At 48.3% G+C, this 20,561-nt stretch carries 9 protein-coding genes and 3 rRNA genes; 3 read left to right on the top strand and 9 right to left on the bottom strand.

The window, feature by feature from the left end; all coding sequences use genetic code 11:
• Positions 1-475: 475 nt before the first annotated feature.
• The 6 genes from LKE88_RS00060 to LKE88_RS00035 form a co-directional block, all read right to left on the bottom strand.
• The gene (locus LKE88_RS00060) at positions 476-1,057 is read right to left on the bottom strand and encodes a stealth family protein (protein ID WP_276802262.1); all 582 of its coding nucleotides are present in this window, start codon (positions 1,055-1,057) and stop codon (positions 476-478) included.
• A gap of 104 nt (positions 1,058-1,161) precedes the next feature.
• The gene (locus LKE88_RS00055; RefSeq protein WP_231086998.1) at positions 1,162-2,685 is read right to left on the bottom strand and encodes an oligosaccharide flippase family protein; all 1,524 of its coding nucleotides are present in this window, start codon (positions 2,683-2,685) and stop codon (positions 1,162-1,164) included.
• A gap of 175 nt (positions 2,686-2,860) precedes the next feature.
• On the bottom strand, positions 2,861-3,625 hold the full coding sequence (locus LKE88_RS00050) for a DUF4422 domain-containing protein (RefSeq protein WP_276802261.1): 765 nt from the start codon (positions 3,623-3,625) through the stop codon (positions 2,861-2,863).
• Positions 3,626-3,654: 29 nt separating this feature from the next.
• A complete protein-coding gene (locus LKE88_RS00045) occupies positions 3,655-5,106 on the bottom strand; it encodes a sugar transferase (RefSeq protein WP_276802260.1) in 1,452 nt (483 codons plus the stop codon).
• Positions 5,107-5,340: 234 nt separating this feature from the next.
• Positions 5,341-7,188: a phosphoethanolamine transferase gene (locus tag LKE88_RS00040; protein ID WP_276802259.1), complete on the bottom strand. Its 1,848-nt coding sequence runs from the start codon at positions 7,186-7,188 to the stop codon at positions 5,341-5,343.
• A gap of 232 nt (positions 7,189-7,420) precedes the next feature.
• Entirely contained in the window at positions 7,421-10,261 is a 2,841-nt protein-coding gene (locus LKE88_RS00035; RefSeq protein ID WP_276802258.1) for a heavy metal translocating P-type ATPase, read from the bottom strand.
• A 1,143-nt stretch (positions 10,262-11,404) separates the two neighbouring features.
• On the opposite strand from LKE88_RS00035, the gene LKE88_RS00030 reads away from it, so the two are divergent.
• The 3 genes from LKE88_RS00030 (at position 11,405) to LKE88_RS00020 (ending at position 14,078) form a co-directional block, all read left to right on the top strand.
• Complete coding sequence (locus LKE88_RS00030) at positions 11,405-12,166, top strand: helix-turn-helix domain-containing protein (RefSeq protein WP_105325742.1); 762 nt, start codon at positions 11,405-11,407, stop codon at positions 12,164-12,166.
• Positions 12,163-13,080, top strand: a complete 918-nt coding sequence (locus LKE88_RS00025) for an IS3 family transposase (protein WP_105325363.1) — start codon at positions 12,163-12,165, stop codon at positions 13,078-13,080. The genes LKE88_RS00030 and LKE88_RS00025 overlap by 4 nt, the downstream gene beginning before the upstream one ends.
• A gap of 572 nt (positions 13,081-13,652) precedes the next feature.
• Complete coding sequence (locus LKE88_RS00020) at positions 13,653-14,078, top strand: endonuclease domain-containing protein (RefSeq protein WP_105325889.1); 426 nt, start codon at positions 13,653-13,655, stop codon at positions 14,076-14,078.
• Between the two features lie 1,093 nt (positions 14,079-15,171).
• Here the strand turns inward: LKE88_RS00020 and rrf are convergent.
• The 3 genes from rrf to LKE88_RS00005 form a co-directional block, all read right to left on the bottom strand.
• A 5S ribosomal RNA gene (gene rrf / locus LKE88_RS00015) occupies positions 15,172-15,288 on the bottom strand.
• 70 nt (positions 15,289-15,358) lie between these two features.
• Positions 15,359-18,264 (bottom strand): 23S ribosomal RNA (locus tag LKE88_RS00010).
• Positions 18,265-18,655: 391 nt separating this feature from the next.
• Positions 18,656-20,211: ribosomal RNA gene (locus tag LKE88_RS00005) — 16S ribosomal RNA — on the bottom strand.
• The 16S, 23S and 5S rRNA genes sit together here, the layout of an rRNA operon.
• Between the last annotated feature and the right edge of the window lie 350 nt (positions 20,212-20,561).

Here is a 20,561-nt window from a genome sequence, read left to right as displayed (position 1 = left end):
ATTTAAGCATTTCTCCTCAACTTGATTTAAACTTCAAAGCCTGACTTTTGAGGAAATCTTTTTTCTAAAAATTCTCTTGCGTATTTTTTCCTTTTTTCATTTGTTTTGCCTTCACTGTTAACGCAAAACAATATTGGTCGTATAAAATGTAAAGCTAAAATACTTTTATAACAATCCGTACCAAAGTAACTCTCAAAATGAATTGGTTTTAACCAAAATAAATATTTTCGCAACTTAGAATATCGAGGCAGTATTTTTGCAACGGCCTTGTTTCTAAGAATAGCATCTATACTAAATAAGACTTTCTGTATATCTTCCAGGCTTCGAAATCTACTTTTTGATTCATCTAAATCTGCTTCAAATTCTTTAAAAGTATTTAGATAATCTGATTTTCGATAGGCATCAATATTGTGATGACACTCATAAAGGGGAAATCCTTTAAGTTGATGCTTTTTTGCAAGCAGTTCCCAAGCATTTACGACAGTTTTTTTCCAAAATTTTTTTGTTTCTTTAATGTCTTTAATTCTTCTATGTGATAACGTTGCTTATTATTATTTAAATAATATAAGCGCACAATAGGCAATCTATCTTTAAAGAAGAAGTCTGGTTTAACCGGTTCACCAAAAAATGTATCATCATTCCCGTACAAGAAATATTCAGATAAACCAGGAATAAATGCTATATAACGTTCTATAACAGAGGAGTTAAAACATGGAATGAGTTCTTTAGGTAATACAACGGAATGATCAATAATTGTAATCTTGGGTGATTTCAAATTAATCCAGTTGGGGATTTGCCTATCTGTGACAATATAAATATGTCGAATCCATGGTGCGTTTTTTTCTAAAGAACGCAGTGAATATTTTAATTCGTCATTATCAAAAAAACGAACATCGCCTGTCGACAAAAAATTATCTTTCTGAGCACTATGTTCCTGATATTTAGTTCTTCTTTTTCGGAAAGCAGGCTCGGACCCATCACACCAAAGATAAACCATATCAATAGGAAAATCGGTTTGTACCAAACTAGCCAAATTTTGCACCAACTTTACTATCATATTTGTCAAAGCATATATTTAATTTAATGATTATTGTAATCTTACGCATATTTACATATATGCACTTATGCAATACATACGCTTTGCTCTTTTCTTCCCATTTCTTATTCATTATCATTTATTTCTGAGATAATACGTTGTTTTACTTTTGCGATTATCCGTTTTTCAGCAATATTGAAACTATATCTATATAAAATAATGCAGTAAAAAATCGTATATAGAATTATTTTAAGACCATAAATAAATTTAGAATTTGTCATAAATAACAAATTTCCAGCATATCCAGCAATACAGCAAATTGCTACTACTACCGTAATCTTGCCAATCTCTCGCCAAAATTCCAGTATATCAATTCCAACGTACTTGTTATAAAACCAGTTCATAATGAGACCATTCCCCACAAACATGGAAAAACCAGTAGAAAAAGCGCAGCCAATGCCCCCAAAACGAATACCCAAAGGAATTGCCAATACAATATTTAAGATGCCAACACTGGAATATACCTTCGCACGAAAATCATATTGGTTCTTGGCTTGCAAAATAGCCAGCCCTATATTTTGGATCAAATCAATGGTAAATGGAAGAATAATCAGCAGGGTAATAGCATAGGCATCCTGAAACCCTGGCCCCGCCCAAAAGGCTATAAATTGACGGCCAAAAATAATAAATCCCGTGGTCACTAATGCCAGTAAATAGTACTGTGCCCTGCCCACTTGAATAAAAAGATCAGAAAGATACTCATCTCCATTTTCCTGGGCAACTACCCCACTGATATGGGGCAGATAGACTCCAGAAATAGCAACAGAAATAGACATATAGTTTAAATATACTAACGAAGCCACAGAATAAACTGCTACCGCTGCTGTGCCACTAATAATGCCTAAGATGACTTGATTGGTCTTCCAAAATACCTGATCAATGATAGCTACGGAAAAGATACTTAAAGCCAGTTTGGAAAATTCGGCATACAGCTCATGGTTCCAGTAATGGTACTTGATTCTAATATGCAGCTTGCCAAAGCAATAGTAGAAGCGTGCCAAAATCAAGACCACATTGATGAGTGTCTGTACTGCCGCCACTGAAAAAGCGTAGGGATATTTTTGCAGTACCAACACCACCAAAATAGGCTGCAACACCAGCTGCACAGTTTCTGTACCTTTTAAAAACAAGAAACGTTCTTCCGCATTGATAACCGCCTGAAACACCATTGTGGATAAGGTAATGGCGATATTAAACAGCAGCAGCAAAAAGATATGGCTGGCTTCCGTCAGTTCTGCAGGCCCCATGCTTCTGCCAAAAATCTGGTCCAGGTGAAAATAGCAAAATGCCCCCACCGCTAATACCAATGCATCTACCACGGCATAACCCCGCAGGGCAATTGCCAGGATATTCTCCATGCCTTCCTGATCCTTCAGTGCCCGGTATTTTGCATAAAATCGGACTACAGCTGCTGTAAGGCCAAAATCCATAACACTGAAGTAGGCAATTAAGGAGCCTATCAGCTGATACAATCCATACTCATTTTTCCCAATATAATGCAGCAAAAGGGGAACATATAAAAATCCAATAAAAGCATGGAGAAATATATTTAAGTAGCTTAGAAAGATACCTTGTTTTCTTTGGTTCATATATTTTCCTTTCTAAGGTAAAAAGGGAAGTTATCTCAGCATAAAGAATTATTATATAACAAATCTCCAAATCATATCTTTCTTGTATAAGAAGTTATTGTCACTTTAGCTGCATATTGTCGTTCACAGCAAATACCACAGGAAACAAACTGAGTAATCCAATAATACCATTCTTTTACCGTTTGCGAAACTTTCTTTGCAAAAACGCAGTTCCTTTCTTTACCCAATCAATTTTTTCCAGGAATACCACAGGCACCTCACAGGTCTTTAGCTGCTGTTTTTCCAACCACACATTAAATAACCGCTCAGACAAAAAGCCGTACAGTCGCTGCTCATAAGGACTGTAGCCCGTTATATCCACCTGCTTTTCCATAGCAAAAAGGATAGGAAACAGCCATTGACAATAGGCATCAAACAGACTTTTCTTCATCACAAACATATTGAGAATATGCAGGGACCGGCGATTCATGACCTGAGTAAAAGCTTTGCTGTATTCCGGGTATAGTTCCCCCACCAAGCGCTCGGCCAAGTCCAGGTCCTTTTTGTAGTGGGCATGCTCGTACTGGCTCCGGACCGTTTCAATATAATAGTGGCGTTTTTCCGGAAGGATTACGTCATATTGCTGGAGCAGCCGCTCATAATCTTTTTGGTGAAAAATGGCCTGTTTTTTCTTCTCGATATCATCGGTATGGATTGTTTTCCCAAAATACCGCCGGTAATGGCACAAGCCAATATATTCGCAGTCCAGGTTCTTCCAGGCCCAGTACAGCCCCGTCAATTCACAAAAACAGGGATTCTTGGCTGAAATATTGTCTCCCGTGTTATCCGGGGTATAACCAAGCTTTGGCTTGCCCTCAGCCCCCACCTGTAGTGGCGGATAAACTGGATTTTCAGGCATCCAATAGGCTTTATGGGCTGCAACCAATATTTTAATATCCATTGTTTCCGTACTCCCTGCTCAATTTTCTATCAATATGCACCTTTATGACTCAGCACCACGCCTACCGTTTTCCACAGCAGCATAATATCCAGCCACACGGACCAGTTTCGTACGTACCAAGAATCCATCTGGACCCGTTCTTCGTAGGTGGTATCGCTGCGGCCGTTTACCTGCCACATGCCGGTAATGCCGGGGTGAACCATATAAAAGTCGTGAATGTAATCCCCATATTTGGGAATCTCTGCCTTGACAATGGGCCGGGGTCCCACCAGGCTCATTTCTCCCCGGAGCACGTTAAACAGCTGGGGCAGTTCGTCCAAACTGGTACGGCGGAGAATCCGTCCCATCCGGGTGACCCGGGGGTCGTCTTTTAGCTTAAACTCGGCGTCCCATTCCTTTTTAGCCTCCAGGTTGGCGGCCAGGTATTCTTTCAGCTTCACATCCGCATCTACACACATGCTGCGAAATTTCAGACAAGGAAATTCTTTCCCATCCTTACCGATACGCTTATGGGCAAAGAACACGGGGCCTGGGGAATCCAATTTCACCAAAATGGCCAGCAGCAACAAAATAGGACTGATGCAGATAGTACCAAGGGTCGTTACCACCAGGTCGAAGATCCGCTTTACCATTCTATTGTAGGGCCGGGCCAGGTTGTTCTGGAGGCTCATGAGAGGTACCCGTTCCTGGTACACGTTCTCCACCACCACCCCATTTAGGGGCAGACCAATCAGGTCAGGTACAAAGGACAGGTTCCGTACCAGGGGCTGGATTTTGTGCATCAGCTGGTCCAGCTTGGCCGGGGGCAGCCCAGGGGCTGCAATGAATACATCCTGGACTTCCGTCTGTTGAATAATGTCCGGGATATCGTGAAAGGTGCCCAGGTAGGGCAGATTCCCTACATTTTCCTTCTGAGGGCCTCCATCATCCACATAGCCTACAATATGAAAGGCCATGCCAATGTCCTCCCGCAGCCCCCGCAGCAGCAGCCGGGCGGTTTTACCGCCGCCTACCAGGAGCACCGGAATCCGGCCCACCCCGGCCCATTCCAGGACCCAGGTCATAATGTACCGGGAAATGGCCGCAAAGACAAAGGACAGAATCCAGAACAGTCCTACAAACAGTCGGGAAGTGCTGGCTGCAATATGGGTGGCATACATAAAGAAGATAATAAAAATGATAGCGTAGGTACAGGCATCAAACATCCGCTGGAGCATTTTCCAAAAGGCCATCCGGCGCTGGTACACCTGGGCATGCCGGAAAAACAGGATGAACGACAGCGGAAATACCAGGTAGAAATTGGCCCAGGCAATATGAAAATACTGGCTGCCCATAATGCAGTTTCGCAGGGAATATGCACAAGACTCAGCCAGTAATATAAACAGCCAGTCGGTAATGGTAAACACCGCCGGCAAAAAGTAATTCAAATGGTGATGAATAAAAGAGCTGGAGGAAGACATGGTTTTCTCAGCTGCGGTCATAGTCGATTCTCCCCTTTAACAGATTTTCCTTAATACCCCATGTATAAAAAGCGTATATAAAAAATTATACCCTTTTAGGCTGGCTTTTACAAGGAAACAGGCCATTTTCAATCCTTATTAATTATCCAGTAAGAAGTTTTGTCAATTTCTATGAAAAGCCGTCTGACAAACGAAATAGTTTTTGTCAGACAGCATATTTATCTCATTTCTTTTGCTGTTCAATTACATTTTCACTTACTCCAGTTTCCGTTCCCCATGAAGGGTACGTAAATTTTCTTGATTCCTGTCATAAGCTGGGTTGCCTAAAGTAAATTGTAGTTCTGTCAGAGGGAGATTCTGAATGCCCATCAGCTCCACCAGCAGGTTATAGGCCAGGTCATTGGTCCAATAATTCTGCCGTTGCTGGGTAAGGGTCCGGTACAAAGCAGGATTCTGCTGCTGGTAGGTAGGGGACAGTACCAAAATCAAGGGAATATGGCTCATGGGCGGGGTGAATTTGGTGCTCTCGTGGCTCTTTCCCTGCTCTACTTCTTCGCCGTGATCAGAGAAATACACCAGACCTTGGAAATGGGGATTCTTACTGGCCAGTTGGTAAATCTGCTTCAGGACATCATCTGTGTATAGGACTGCATTGTCGTACTGGTCCACCCTAGGATTGGCACTGCCGGTAAACTTTGCAAATTCTGCTGGATAGCGGTCAGGGTATTTGGTATGTTCTCCTTTAAGATGGATGACAATCAGTGCGTTCTCTGCCTGGGACAGGTCTTTGGCGGCTTTTTCCACCAGCAGGCCATCATGATAGGCTGCATAACTGCTCTCTCCGATTTCTCCGTTGAGCCAGACCTGATGCTGGGCGGTAGAGCCTATTTCCGTAACCGGGGTAGCCCAAGCGCCATACCGGGTCTGGTTGCTGTACCAGTAGGTGGAAAAGCCTGCGGCCTGGGCCACTTCCGTAAGGGAATAGGCGTCTTCCGGTTTTACCTGGTTGTACTGGTTTTTCTCGGTAAGGGCATAGGTCAGGGTAGGCACGGTATGGGTATGGTTGGAATAGGCATGGGGGAAAATCATGGCTTTCTTTTCCTGGGCCAGTTGGCTAAGAAATGGCGTGGTTGCCCGGGCATAGCCATATACCCCCATATGGTCCCGGGTATTGGATTCGCCGATGACCAGCACGTACAGGCCCTGATGGCCGGGGCTTACCGGGAGCGTTCCCAATTGGGCCAACTGTGCCTGACGTTTGGCCTTATTGGCAGCAAAGTCCTGATAGCTGCGGACAGAATCCTGCACCGCAATAATAATCCGAAAGGGTTCGTAGCGCTGAAAACTTTGGGCCGTTGTTTGGCCGGACATAAAAAGAATCAGCCGTATAAGTAGAAGGCACACCGGAAGCAGCACCAGGCTGCCTTTGGTGAATTTTTGGCTGTGCTTGGAAGGGCTTCCTGTTTGGCATAAATAGTGCAGAATTTTATAGAATCCCAGCCCGAACAAGAACAGCACCGGCACCACCAACAGCAGGTGGGACATAGGTTGAGAGCTAAGGTAATCCAAGGCTTCCTTCAGGTTGGTCTGGTAGACGGTCATAACAATATCCGGCCGCAGATAATGCCGGCTTATGGCAAAATAGCCCCAAAATATGGTATTAAATAAGGATAATACCAAGAGCCCTGCCCCAAGAAGAACATTGCCGATGCATTTTCCCAGCAGCGATACCCCCAGGGTATTCCCTGCCTGCCGCATAAATACCCAAAAGAGCAGCAGTCCTGCCCAGAGAGCCCCGGCAAAAGATACATTTCCCAGTACCATATAAGGTGTCAGCTGGGCATGATCCAGCAGCTGCACCCAGGAACCTGAAGTCAAAAAGAACGTCATAAATGCCGTAATTCCCAGGTAGCGAGTATCATAATGCCAATAATACCCAGCCAAGGCATTTAACAATGCCGCAAATAAGACATATCGAAACCCATGCAGATACGGTGCCCCTGTAATTAAGGAAAGGATCACATACAGCAGGAGCATATAAACAATACAGAATACCCCCGCCTTGCGTAAATTTTCTCGCTTCTCCCCAAAATTCAAATGCATACCAACACTCCTTGTTCTAATTGGATTCGAAATATACCAAAATTTGTAAAGTATATGTAAAGATTATAGCAAGAATAAGAAAATAAAGCAAATTAAGGGCGTTGGGTGTTGACGGGCAGGGTGTGTTTTGAATCTGCCAATGCGGGGCCGGTACTCGTTTAATGCTTACATAAAACAAGCCGCCTGACAAGGGATTTCTCCTCATCAGACGGCTTTCTTATTTCGTATTCGCTTATGCCGCATGGCCCAGGTATTCATACCCGGCCTTAGTAATGGCTTCTTTCACCGCAGCGTCATCCAGGGGCTGGGTGGTGACCACTACAGCGTTCCCAGCTTCGTGGCTGGGGGCTGCGCTGACTACGCCCGGCAGGGCTTCCAGGGCTTTCTTCACTCTGCCCTCGCAATGGGCGCACATCATTCCTTTGACGTTGAGAGTAATGGTAGTTTCCTTAGGAACTTCGGCCCGGCCCAGGTATTCATACCCGGCCTTGGCAATGGTTTCTTTCACCGCAGCGTCATCCAGGGGCTGGGTGGTGACCACTACAGCATTCCCGGCTTCGTGGCTGGGGGCTGCGCTGACTACGCCCGGCAGGGCTTCTAATGCTTTCTTCACTCTGCCTTCGCAATGGGCGCACATCATGCCTTTCACGTTGAGGGTAATGGTTTGGCCTTGGGCAGGCTGTTCCGGCAGGGGTGCTCCCTGGAGTTTCACAGGGGCTGCTGGCACGGGGCAGGCAGTTGCAGGGGCGGGGTTCAGCTGTTCTTTCAGAACGGCTTCTCTGGCATCGTTTTTCCGTTTCTTATCGTGACCGGCGTTATGGAGCTTGAACAGGTTCAGCCGCAGAGCATTCATGCACACGGTGAAGCTGGACACGCTCATGGCGGCGGCGCCTACCATGGGGTTCATCTTGTAGGAGAACAGGCCGGCGGCCAGGGGAATGCAGATCACGTTGTAGAAGAAGGCCCAGAACAGGTTCTCGTGGATGTTGGTAACGGTGCCCCGGCTCAGCCGGACAGCAGCGGACACATCGGACAGGCGGCTGTTCATCAGGACGATATCAGCGGAATCAATGGCCACGTCGGCACCGGCGCCAATAGCGATACCAATGTCAGCCCGGGTCAGGGCCGGGGCGTCGTTGATGCCGTCCCCTACCATGGCTACGGAGCCAAACTGCTGGAGCTTGCGGATCACGGCTTCCTTGCCTTCCGGCAGGACGCCGGCCACTACCTTGTCCACCCCGGCCTGACGGCCAATGGCTTCGGCAGTGCGTTCGTTATCCCCGGTCAGCATGACCACGGTAATGCCCATGTTTTGCAGTTCCTTGATGGCTTTGGCGGAGTCTTCCTTAATGACGTCGGCTACGGCAATCAGGCCGGCAGCCTTGCCATTTGCGGCAAACAGCAGCGGGGTTTTCCCGTCAGAGGCCAGTTCAGCCGCTTTGGCTTCCAGTTTCTGGGTTGCCGCCCCCAGGGAGCGCAGGTAGGTCAGGCTGCCCCCTACCAGTTTCTCGCCGCCGCGAGTCACTTCCAGCCCGTTCCCGGGCAGGGCTTTAAAATCATCTACGTTTTCAGCCTTCAGGCCGTTTTTATCCGCTTCTTCTACCACAGCCTTGGCCAGCGGATGCTCGGATTTTTGTTCCAGGTCATAGGCCAGCTGCAGCAGACTTTCTTTGGTATAGCCAGGGGCGGGCACAATATCCGTTACCTTGGGCTGCCCTTTGGTAATGGTACCGGTTTTATCCAAGGCCACAATGGAGACCTTGCCGGCAGCTTCCAGGGACTGGGAGGTTTTGAACAGGATACCGTTCTTGGCACCTACGCCGCTGCCCACCATAATGGCTACAGGGGTTGCCAGGCCCAGGGCGCAGGGGCAGGCGATAACCAGCACCGCAATCCCACGGGCAATGGCCTGACCCAGCGGTGCGCCGGCAAACAGCCAGCCCAAGGTGGTGACCACGGCCACCCCGATGATGGTGGGGACGAATACTGCAGAAACCTTATCCGCAATCCGGGCAATGGGGGCCTTGGTGGCCGCCGCATCGCTGACCAGTTTGATAATCTGGCTCAGGGTGGTGTCTTCCCCTACCCGGGTAGCCCGGCATTCCAGGTACCCGGATTGGTTCATGGTGGCGGTGGAAACCTTGTCCCCAGGGTTCTTGTCCACCGGCAGGCTTTCGCCCGTCAGGGCGGATTCGTTTACCGCAGAAGAACCCTTGACCACCACACCGTCCACAGGGATATTTTCCCCAGGGCGCACGGCGAAAATGTCGCCGATCTGCACATCATCAATGGAGACCGTAACCTCCTGGCCGTCCCGGAGCAGCACCGCTGTCTTGGGAGCCATCTTCATCAGCCCCTTCAGGGCATCCGTGGTCCGGCCCTTGGACATGGCCTCCAGCATCTTCCCTAAGGTAATCAAGGAAGGAATCATAGCTGCCGTTTCAAAGTACAAATCCCCTTTGTACAGCGGCAGCAGCTGGGCGTAGGAAGCGCCCTGACTCATGAGATAGGAAATATTGTAGAACACCGCCGTGCTCCACAGGAAAGAAACCGAGGAGCCCAAAGCAACCAGCGTATCCATATTGGGAGCCCCGTGCATCAGGGACTTGAACCCGCTGATGAAGAACGCCCGGTTGATGCCCATGACAATGAGAGCCAGGAACACCTGGGTCAGCATCAGCCCCGGCAGATTCCCGGAGAGAAGCTCGGGCACCGGCCAGTTCAGCATATTGTGCCCCATGGTGAGATACATCAGCACTACCAGGAAGCCCAAGGAAAGAATCAACCGCCGGCGCAATTTCGGCGTATCATGATCCTTCAGCGCCTCCTCGTCCGCCGCCAGCTTCTCAGCTACCCCCTGCTTCTGGGTCTGCGCACCCTTGACAGAAGCACCATAGCCAGCATCCTCCACGGCCTTAATAATGGTCGCATCGTCAGCGGAACCCTCCACCCCCATACTATTGGTCAAAAGCGATACCGACACAGATTTGACCCCGGGGACGGCAGCCACCGCCTTCTCCACATGCGCCTGACAAGAGGCGCACGTCATACCCGTTACCATATATTGTTTCACGGAAAAGACCTCCTTGACGGACAAATCGAAAAAGGATTTGTCGAAATGAAAGGCAGGGAAGAAAGAGAGAAGAAAGAGTGGGACAAAATGACAAGATTGATTGTTCCACATACCCTACCTAGGTATTGTTTGCATGATAATCATAGCAAAGGAGGAGGAATTTGTCAATAGTACTGAAGGTGTGTACAGTAGTTGAGAGAGGAATCGATTGGAAGGAGGGGAGAAATACAGTAGAATTGGAAGAATGAAGAAAAATACCAACAGCTTGAAGCCAGGGGCAGCGGAAGGCTTCAAGCTGTTGAGGAATCAAGATGAAGGTATTGATTGCGGGGGGAGCCCCCGTCTGCCGCCCCCCTGCGCCCCTAGCAGCTGGGGAATTCGTCAATTATACTAAAGGTGTGTACAGTGGTAGGGAGAGGAATCGATTGGAGGAAAGGGAGAAATACAGTAGAATTGGAGGATTAAAGAAAAATACCAACAGCTTGAAGCCGGGGCAGCGGGAGGCTTCAAGCTGTTGAGGAATCAAGATGAAGGTATTGATTGCGGGGGGAGCCCCCGTCTGCCGCCCCCCTGCACCTCTAGTGGCTGAGGAATTCGTCAATTGTACTGAAGGTGTACATTAGTTGGGAGAGGAAAAAGCAGAGAGGAAATGTAATATACGGTGGAGCTAAAAGAATAAGGAAAATACCAACAGCTTGAAGCCCGGGACAATGGGAGGCTTCAAGCTGTTGAGGAATCAAGATGAAGGTATTGATCGGGAGGGGGAGCCCCCGTCTGCCGCCCCCCTGCGCCTCTAGTAGCTGGGGAATAGGAGGGTAAGGCAGACGGCCGGTGGCCGCAAACGCCTGGGTAAATAGCCTAATGCCTGAATGAGAAACGTAAATCCCAATATCAAGCCTACCTCTCCTAGAATTTCGGCCGAAGGCCTTTGCCTTCCACTTAACAGTGCGCTGCTTGGCACGCACTGTAGAAGGGGAAGGAACGTTCCGCCCCCAGTGCAGAAGCGGAACAAGGTTGGGGTTCAACACCAGGATGCCCGGAGGGCTAAGTCATGTATTCCAGTAGTTCACTACTGAAATCATAATGCCTGGACCGCCCCAACCGCCTTCCTGGCGTCAGGCACCTTCCCCGCCTTGGTATGCTATGAATAAAGTAGACTGGCATATAGTTAAACCTCCTGGATTCGTTGAAAGGAGAGTATGTAAAATGTCTATATCGAAAGTCAGTGCAGAGGATAAATTAAAGGCTGTCAAAGCTGTTCTTGCTCATGAAGAATCACCAATGGTTTCTGCAAAAAGGTTAGGGGTTCACTGGAAAGCAGTACAGTATTGGGTAGATGAATATATAGGAAATGGTCCTGAGGTATTTAACAAAAGACAGGTTAAAAGTTATTCTGCTGATCTTAAGATCCAATGCGTAGAGGAATATCTTAAGGGCGAAACGACTATGTCCCAGCTGGTACAAAAATACGGATTAAAAAGTTCTCGTCAAATCAGAGACTGGTTAAAGAAGTATAATAGTCATGAGGAACTAAAAAGTTCGGGTACTGGAGGTGCCAAGATCATGACTAAAGCTAGACAAACGACCTTTGACGAGCGCGTTGAAATCGTAAAATACTGCATTGAAAACGGGAATGCTTACCATGAAACCGCTGAAAAGTTTAAGGTTTCCTACCAGCAAGTCAGAAATTACGTCTTAAAATATAATAAGTACAATACCGAAGGACTCATAGATGGGCGCGGACACAGGAAGCCAGTAGAAGTCCCTGAAGAAGCCCCTACAGAATATGAGTGTATGAAAGCTGAACTCAAACTGGCTAATGCAAAACTCAAAGCCAAGGATATGGAGATTGATTTCCTAAAAAAACTCGATATTGTGGAAAGGAGGCGGGATTCACACAAATAAGATATGGAGCCATTTATGAAGCCATTAAAGAACTGCACGCTGAAAAGAATTACCCTATTCTTGGCCTGTGCAAATTGGGAAAAGTGTCCCGGGCCGGCTACTACAAATGGCTTCATAGAGAGCCTTCAGCACGCGAAATTGACGACAAGGAAATTGCTAAAAGAATAGAAGAGATATACAAGGCTGACCCAGCTAAAGGGTACAGACGAATAGCTGATGACTTACGAGCCCCAAATAAGAAGATCTATCCTGACACGAAACCAATAGCAATTGGTGACGGTCGCGTTCTTCATCTTTGTCGAGTGATAAATATAAAGTCTACGATTAAATATGCCCCTAAGGGCTGCACCCAGCGTGCAATAGATCCTGCATACATTGCAGAAAATATCTTGAATAGGGAATTTAAAGCCGATGCCCCTAACCAGAAATGGTGTACTGACGTCTCAGAATTTCACTACTATGAGGGGGTAGTTGTGCATAAGGTATATCTGAGCGCGATTATTGACCTGTATGACAGACGAATTGTTTCCTATGTGATAAGCAACCGGAACGATAAAAATTTGGTATTCAATACCTTCAATAAGGCATTGTTGAAAAACCCTGGCGCGCATCCCCTGTTTCACTCTGACCGGGGATTCCAATACACCTGCAGGGATTTCCGCAAGATGATTCTAGATGCTGGTATGACGCAGAGTATGTCACGGATAGGAAAATGCATTGATAATGGCCCGATGGAAGGCTTCTGGGGCATGCTGAAAAGAGAACGGTACTATACTCGTGACTTCGACAGCCGTAAAGCTTTGGTAACGATGATTAATAACTACATGGAGTATTACAACAGTGGCCGTTTGCAGCGGAATTTGGGCCGTTTGACCCCTATGCAAAAACATAATAGCTACCAAATGGCGGCGTAGAGGTTTATATTATTAGGAACTGTCTACTTGACGGGGAGCACACCACCTTGCACCACTGTGGGGCGGAGAAGGCAAGCGGCCGGTGGCCGCTAAAATCTGCTGAAAAGAATTAGTAACTGGTTTAAACCAGGCGTTATGAGCTGAATCTGCACTGACCAATTGATAATCATAATACCCGAATGAGAAACGTAAAACCCAATTTCAAGCAGACCTTTCCCAGCATTTCGGCCGAAGGCCGCTGCCTTCCCCTTAACAGTGCGCTGCTTGGCACGCACTGTAGAAGAGGAAGGTGCCGGCGAATTAGCCGGCGGATGGAGTTTACAACAAGGTATGGGCGTGAATTGGTACACTGGGAATTTATTGATGATAAATCCTGCACTCATAAAAATTGGGAATTGAGAGAATCAAGGATTGTAGTGCAGAACAATCTAGTCAGCAAGTCGATAACTACTGCCTAAAATAGTACCCGTTTCCCGTTCCTATGCCCATTCTTCCCGTTCGTTCTCAAGCTATAGACAGCCCCTATTTGTTTCGTTACTATGAGGATATCTATGCGCAAAGGAGTAAGAATTATGGAATATACGCAGACAGAACGACACAAAGAACTGATGAACAATGCCCGAGAATTACGGAAAAACATGACCAAGCAAGAGAGGAAACTATGGTACAACTTCCTCCGCGGCTACTGGATCAGATGGCGCAGGCAAAAAGTAATCGGAGAATATATCGTTGATTTTTACTGTGTCCAATTAAAGCTGGCCATTGAATTGGACGGCAGTCAACATTATGAAGATGCTGCAAGGGTATATGATCAAAAGCGCACGGAATTTCTAGCCAAAATGGGAATTCAGGTATTGCGATATACGAATTTGGAAGTAAATCAACAATTTGATGTGGTTTGTACAGACATTGATAATAAAGTGAAGGCTATGGTTGAAAAAATGAACCGATATCATATGAAAATTACCGCACGGAAGAAAAAAGAATTAGATGAGTAAAAGGAGTATTGCCTGGATGAAAAAATAATACCTGGCCTGCCCCAACCGCCTTCCTGGCGTCAGGCACCTTCCCTACGTCCACTCTCCCCCTCTGCGCCTCTAGTAGCCTTGGAATAGGCGCATCTCCCCCATTTCAGCCGTTTCCACGGCGAAATGGAGGAGACAATGGGCGGAGAAGGCTAGCAGCCGGTGGCCGCAAAAACCGAATGAAAGCCATAATACCCGAATGAGAAACGTAAAACCCAATATCAAGCGGACCTCTCCCAGGATTTCGGCCGAAGGCCGCTGCCTTCCACTTAACAGTGCGCTGCTTGGCACGCACTGTAGAAGAGGAAGGTGCCGGCAATTCGCCGGCGGATGGAGTTCGCAACCAAAATGCCCGGAGGGCTAAGTCATGTATTCCAGTAGTTCACTACTGAAATCATAATGTCTGGACCGCCCCAACCGCCTTCCTGACGTCAGGCACCTTCCCCGCCTTGGACCACTGTGGGGCGGAGAAGGCAAGCGGGCGGTGCCCGCTAACACCTGGATGAAAACCGCAATACCCGGCATTCGACAGACCTCTCCCAACATTTCGGCCGAAGGCCGTATGCCTTCCACTTAACAGTGCGCTGCTTGGCACGCACTGTAGAAGGGGAAGGAACGTTCCGCCCCCAGTGCAAAAGCGGAACAAGGTTGGGGTTCAACACCAGGATTAGATGCAAACTGAGAAATGTAAAACGCTTGGCCTGCCCCAACCGCCTTCCTGGCGTCAGGCACCTTCCCTTGAACACGCCCCATCTGCGCCTTTGGAATTCTTATGCTAGGCGCATCTTCCCCATTTCAGCTGTTCCACAGCTGAAACGGAGAAGACAATGGGCGGAGAAGGCAGGCGGCCGGTGGCCGCTAATACCTGGATGAAAACCATAATCGCTAGCCAGCGCCGCAGAATCACACTGGCCCGCGCCTTCAGTGAATCGCAGGCAGTACGTTTAACCACCGCCCCCAGATAATAGACAACCCAGCCCTATCCCCGGGCTCTCCCCGGGAAGGGCTGGGTTATTGTTTTTTATATAAGAAAAAACCCGAGTGAATCATCACTCGGGTCTTGCCTAACCGGCAGCTTCCTATCCTCCCGGACCGTTTCCAGTCGAGTACTTTCGGCGTATGAAGGCTTAACTACTGTGTTCGGCATGGGAACAGGTGGATCCCTTCAGCCATAACCACCGGATTATCAATTAGAAGGCATGAGCCTTCAAAACTTCATGAAGAGACGTTCTTTACTTCTTGGACTTGCGGTTTAAGTCAAGCCCTCGACATATTAGTACAGGTCAGCTGAACACATTGCTGTGCTTACACATCCTGCCTATCAACCTTGTGTTCTTCAAGGTGTCTTACCGGATTACTCCGTGAGAGATCTCATCTTAAGGATGGCTTCACGCTTAGATGCTTTCAGCGTTTATCCGTTCCAGACGTAGCTACCCAACTATACCCTTGGCAGGATAATTGGTACACCAGCGGTCTGTCCACTCCGGTCCTCTCGTACTAGGAGCAGCCCCCTTCAAATCTCTTACGCCCGCGATGGATAGGGACCGAACTGTCTCACGACGTTCTGAACCCAGCTCACGTACCACTTTAATGGGCGAACAGCCCAGCCCTTGGGACCGACTTCAGCCCCAGGATGTGATGAGCCGACATCGAGGTGCCAAACCTCCCCGTCGATATGGACTCTTGGGAGAGATTAGCCTGTTATCCCCAGGGTAGCTTTTATCCGTTGAGCGATGGCCCTTCCACTTGGATGCCACCGGATCACTAAGCCCTACTTTCGTACCTGCTCGCCGTGTTTGGCTCGCAGTCAAGCTCCCTTCTGCCTTTACACTCCGCGCGCGGTTTCCGTCCGCGCTGAGGGAACCTTTGGGCGCCTCCGTTACTCTTTAGGAGGCGACCGCCCCAGTCAAACTGCCCGCCTAACAATGTCCCGGCGATCGTTACTCGCTCGGTTAGAATCCCGATAGTTGAAGGGTGGTATCCCAACGGCGGCTCCGGTAATCCCAAAGGACTACCATCTCTGCCTCCCACCTATCCTGTGCATCAAATATCAGAACCCAATATTAGGTTACAGTAAAGCTCCATGGGGTCTTTCTGTCCAGTCGCGGGTAACCTGCATCTTCACAGGTATTTCAATTTCACCGGGTCCCTCGTTGAGACAGTGCCCAAATCGTTACACCTTTCGTGCGGGTCGGAACTTACCCGACAAGGAATTTCGCTACCTTAGGACCGTTATAGTTACGGCCGCCGTTCACTGGGGCTTCAGTCGAATGCTTTGGGTCGAACCCGGACATCCTTCTTTAACCTTCCAGCACTGGGCAGGTGTCAGCACCTATACATCAGATTTCTCTTTCGCAGGCACCTGTGTTTCTGGTTAACAGTCGCTTGGGCCTCTTCTCTGCGACCATCCTAGGCTCCAGGAGCTAGTCCTTTCACCACGATGGCTACCCTTATCCCGAAGTTACGGGTACATTTTGCCGAGTTCCTTAACGAGGGTTCTCCCGCGCACCTTAGGATTCTCTCCCCGCATACCTGTGTCGGTTTACGGTACGGGCGGCAGCTTTCTCACTAGAAGCTTTTCTCGGCAGCGTAGGCTCAATCCCTTCGGGAACAAGTTCCCTCCGCGTCACACCTCAGCCTCAGTGTACGGATTTGCCTGTACACCAGCCTGCATGCTTGCACACGAACTACCAATCTCGTGCGGACCTGCCTTCCTGCGTCACTCCATTGTTCAAACGATTGCTGCCGGTACTGGAATATCAACCAGTTGTCCATCTCCTACGCTCTTTGCCTCGGATTAGGTCCCGACTTACCCTGAGACGACGATCGTTGCTCAGGAATCCTTATGCTTTCGGTGGAAAGGATTCTCACCTTTCTTTTCGCTACTCATGCCAACATTCTCACTTCCCACCAGTCCACCGTACCTTACAGTACGACTTCAACCCGATGGGAACGCTCCTCTACCACGCAAGCCTAAGCTTGCATCCATAGCTTCGGTTCCATACTTTAGCCCCGGGAATCTTCGGCGCAGGGCCTCTCGACCAGTGAGCTATTACGCACTCTTTAAATGGTGGCTGCTTCTGAGCCAACATCCTGGTTGTTTATGAGACCCCACATCCTTTTCCACTTAGTATGGCATTGGGGACCTTAGCTGATGGTCTGGGCTGTTTCCCTTTTGACAACGGGACTTATCTCTCGTAGTCTGACTCCCAAGCTCTGCAGCATAACCATTCGTAGTTTGACAGGGTTCGGTAACCATTACAGTCCCTATCCCGATCAGTGCTCTACCGCCTATGCTTACTGCTTGAGGCTAGCCCTAAAGCTATTTCGAGGAGAACCAGCTATCTCTGCGTTCGATTGGAATTTCACCGCTACCCACGATTCATCCGAAAGTTTTTCAACACTCACCGGTTCGGTCCTCCACACAATTTTACCTGTGCTTCAACCTGATCATGGGTAGATCACTACAGTTTCGGGTCTGCGAACACTAACTCATCGCCCTTTTCAGACTCGGTTTCCCTACGGCTCCGCATTTCCTGCTTAACCTCGCTAGTGCCCGCAACTCGTTGGCTCATTCTTCAATAGGCACGCCGTCGCTTGCGCTCCGACTGCTTGTAGACATACGGTTTCAGGTTCTCTTTCACTCCGCTCCCGCGGTTCTTTTCACCTTTCCCTCACGGTACTATGCGCTATCGGTCACTAAGTAGTGTTTAGCCTTGGAGGGTGGTCCCCCCGACTTCCCACAAAATTCCTCGTGCTTCGTGGTACTCTGGATACTCACCATCTTGCTCGTCCTTTAACCTACGCAGCTTTTATGCTCTGTGGCTTACCTTTCCAGGTAATTCGGCTAGGATAAACTTGAATTATGTGAGTCCGTAACCCCGGAAAGCCGAAGCTTCCCGGTTTAGGCTCTGCCCTCTTCGCTCGCCGCTACTGTGGGCATCTCGTTTGATTTCTCTTCCTCCGGCTACTTAGATGTTTCAGTTCACCGGGTTCCCTTCCCTAAGGATACCAGCCCATTACGGCTGGTGGGTTTCCCCATTCGGACATCTACGGATCAAAACCTGCTTGCGGTTCCCCGTAGCTTTTCGCAGCTTACCGCGTCCTTCATCGGCTCTTAGTGCCTAGGCATTCGCCGTATGCCCTTAGTAGCTTGACTTATAAGTTTTCGCCGATAATCGTTTTCTTCTGCGTCACTCGTCGTGTTTTGTCCTCGATATACCTTGTAGTATTATCTGCGGCAAAACACTCCTCGTTCCTTGAATAAAATCGATTCTTGACGAAAACAACTAGTTCTACTAAGGAACTAACGTTCCTAGTTTTCTCGTTACTCGTCTCTAAATTCGCATTTAGATTAGAGGTTTGTATATGTTCATCACAACATACACATTTTTTAATCTCGATATAATCGAAATTAAATTTTTGTCTCTTCTATGAAGTTTTCAAGGTTCATGGTTCAGGGACGAGCCCTGAAAACCAAATATTGATTATGACAGATGTGCGTCGACGAGAATAGTTGATGTACCGTAGTACCCAACGGTTCTCCATAGAAAGGAGGTGATCCAGCCGCTCGTTCTCGAACGGCTACCTTGTTACGACTTCACCCCAATCATCGGCCCCACCTTAGACAGCTGACTCCTTACGGTTATCTCACCGGCTTCGGGTGTTACCAACTTTCGTGGTGTGACGGGCGGTGTGTACAAGGCCCGGGAACGTATTCACCGCAGTATGCTGACCTGCGATTACTAGCGATTCCAACTTCACGCAGGCGGGTTGCAGCCTGCGATCCGAACTGGGGTCGGGTTTATGGGATTTGCTCTGCCTCGCGGCTTTGCTGCCCTTTGTTGCCGACCATTGTAGTACGTGTGTAGCCCAAGACATAAGGGGCATGATGACTTGACGTCATCCCCGCCTTCCTCCAGGTTATCCCTGGCAGTCTCCTATGAGTCCCCACCATTACGTGCTGGTAACATAGGATAAGGGTTGCGCTCGTTGCGGGACTTAACCCAACATCTCACGACACGAGCTGACGACAGCCATGCACCACCTGTTTTCGTGTCTCCGAAGAGAGGGACCTATCTCTAGGTCTTTCACTCAATGTCAAGCCTTGGTAAGGTTCTTCGCGTTGCGTCGAATTAAACCACATACTCCACCGCTTGTGCGGGCCCCCGTCAATTCCTTTGAGTTTCAATCTTGCGATCGTAGTCCCCAGGCGGGGTACTTATTGCGTTAACTCCGGCACAGAAGGGGTCGATACCTCCTACACCTAGTACCCATCGTTTACGGCCAGGACTACCGGGGTATCTAATCCCGTTTGCTACCCTGGCTTTCGCATCTCAGCGTCAGACACAGTCCAGAAAGGCGCCTTCGCCACTGGTGTTCCTCCCAATATCTACGCATTTCACCGCTACACTGGGAATTCCCCTTTCCTCTCCTGCACTCAAGACTTCCAGTATCCAACGCCATACGGGGTTAAGCCCCGCATTTTCACGTCGGACTTAAAAGCCCGCCTACATGCTCTTTACGCCCAATAATTCCGGACAACGCTTGCCACCTACGTATTACCGCGGCTGCTGGCACGTAGTTAGCCGTGGCTTCCTCGTCAGGTACCGTCAATACAAACGCTTATTCAACGTTCGCACATTCGTCCCTGACAACAGAGTTTTACAATCCGAAGACCTTCATCACTCACGCGGCGTTGCTCCGTCAGACTTTCGTCCATTGCGGAAGATTCCCCACTGCTGCCTCCCGTAGGAGTTTGGGCCGTGTCTCAGTCCCAATGTGGCCGTTCATCCTCTCAGACCGGCTACTGATCATCGCCTTGGTGAGCCGTTACCCCACCAACTAGCTAATCAGACGCAGGCCCATCTTCCAGCGATAGCTTATAAATAGAGGCCATCTTTCATCCCTTCTCCATGCGGAAAAGGGATCACATTCGGTATTAGCATTCCTTTCGGAATGTTGTCCCCAACTGGAGGGCAGGTTGCCTACGCGTTACTCACCCGTTCGCCACTAAGAATTTACCGAAATAAATTCTCCGTTCGACTTGCATGTGTTAAGCACGCCGCCAGCGTTCGTCCTGAGCCAGGATCAAACTCTCCAAAATAGAATTATTTTGAAAAGCCGCTTGGCTTTTGAAAATACTAGCTTTGATTTTTTTACTTCGTTGTCTCGAAGTGACTCGATCTCATCACCGTAAAGGTGACTTGACCCGCACATCTGTCAATCAATATTCAGTTCTCAGGGTTCGTTCGCTGTGTTTCAACAGCTAGATTATAATAACAGAGTTTAGGTGGAATGTCAAGCATTATTTTTTAGGAAAGTTGAGGACTTACTACAGTTTTCTGCGAAAACTGTAGAGGTGTTTTTTAGAATATATTAAAACCGAGGTTCGCTTGGTGCAGCATTGCTGCTGTTCGCGGAAGGTTGGTTTCAATGTCATTCTTTGGCCTTGCT

Source organism: Acidaminococcus hominis (assembly GCF_022484025.1).
Lineage (GTDB): Bacteria > Bacillota > Negativicutes > Acidaminococcales > Acidaminococcaceae > Acidaminococcus > Acidaminococcus hominis.
The sequence above is the reverse complement of the archived record's forward strand: the minus strand, read 5'-3'. Positions and strand labels throughout refer to the sequence as shown.

Coding starts and splice junctions, on each gene's coding strand:
- LKE88_RS00060 (WP_276802262.1), bottom strand. CDS start 1,057: ATGATAGTAAAGTTGGTGCAAAATTTGGCTAGTTTGGTACAAACCGAT.
- LKE88_RS00055 (WP_231086998.1), bottom strand. CDS start 2,685: ATGAACCAAAGAAAACAAGGTATCTTTCTAAGCTACTTAAATATATTT.
- LKE88_RS00050 (WP_276802261.1), bottom strand. CDS start 3,625: ATGGATATTAAAATATTGGTTGCAGCCCATAAAGCCTATTGGATGCCT.
- LKE88_RS00045 (WP_276802260.1), bottom strand. CDS start 5,106: ATGACCGCAGCTGAGAAAACCATGTCTTCCTCCAGCTCTTTTATTCAT.
- LKE88_RS00040 (WP_276802259.1), bottom strand. CDS start 7,188: ATGCATTTGAATTTTGGGGAGAAGCGAGAAAATTTACGCAAGGCGGGG.
- LKE88_RS00030 (WP_105325742.1), top strand. CDS start 11,405: ATGAATAAAGTAGACTGGCATATAGTTAAACCTCCTGGATTCGTTGAA.
- LKE88_RS00020 (WP_105325889.1), top strand. CDS start 13,653: ATGGAATATACGCAGACAGAACGACACAAAGAACTGATGAACAATGCC.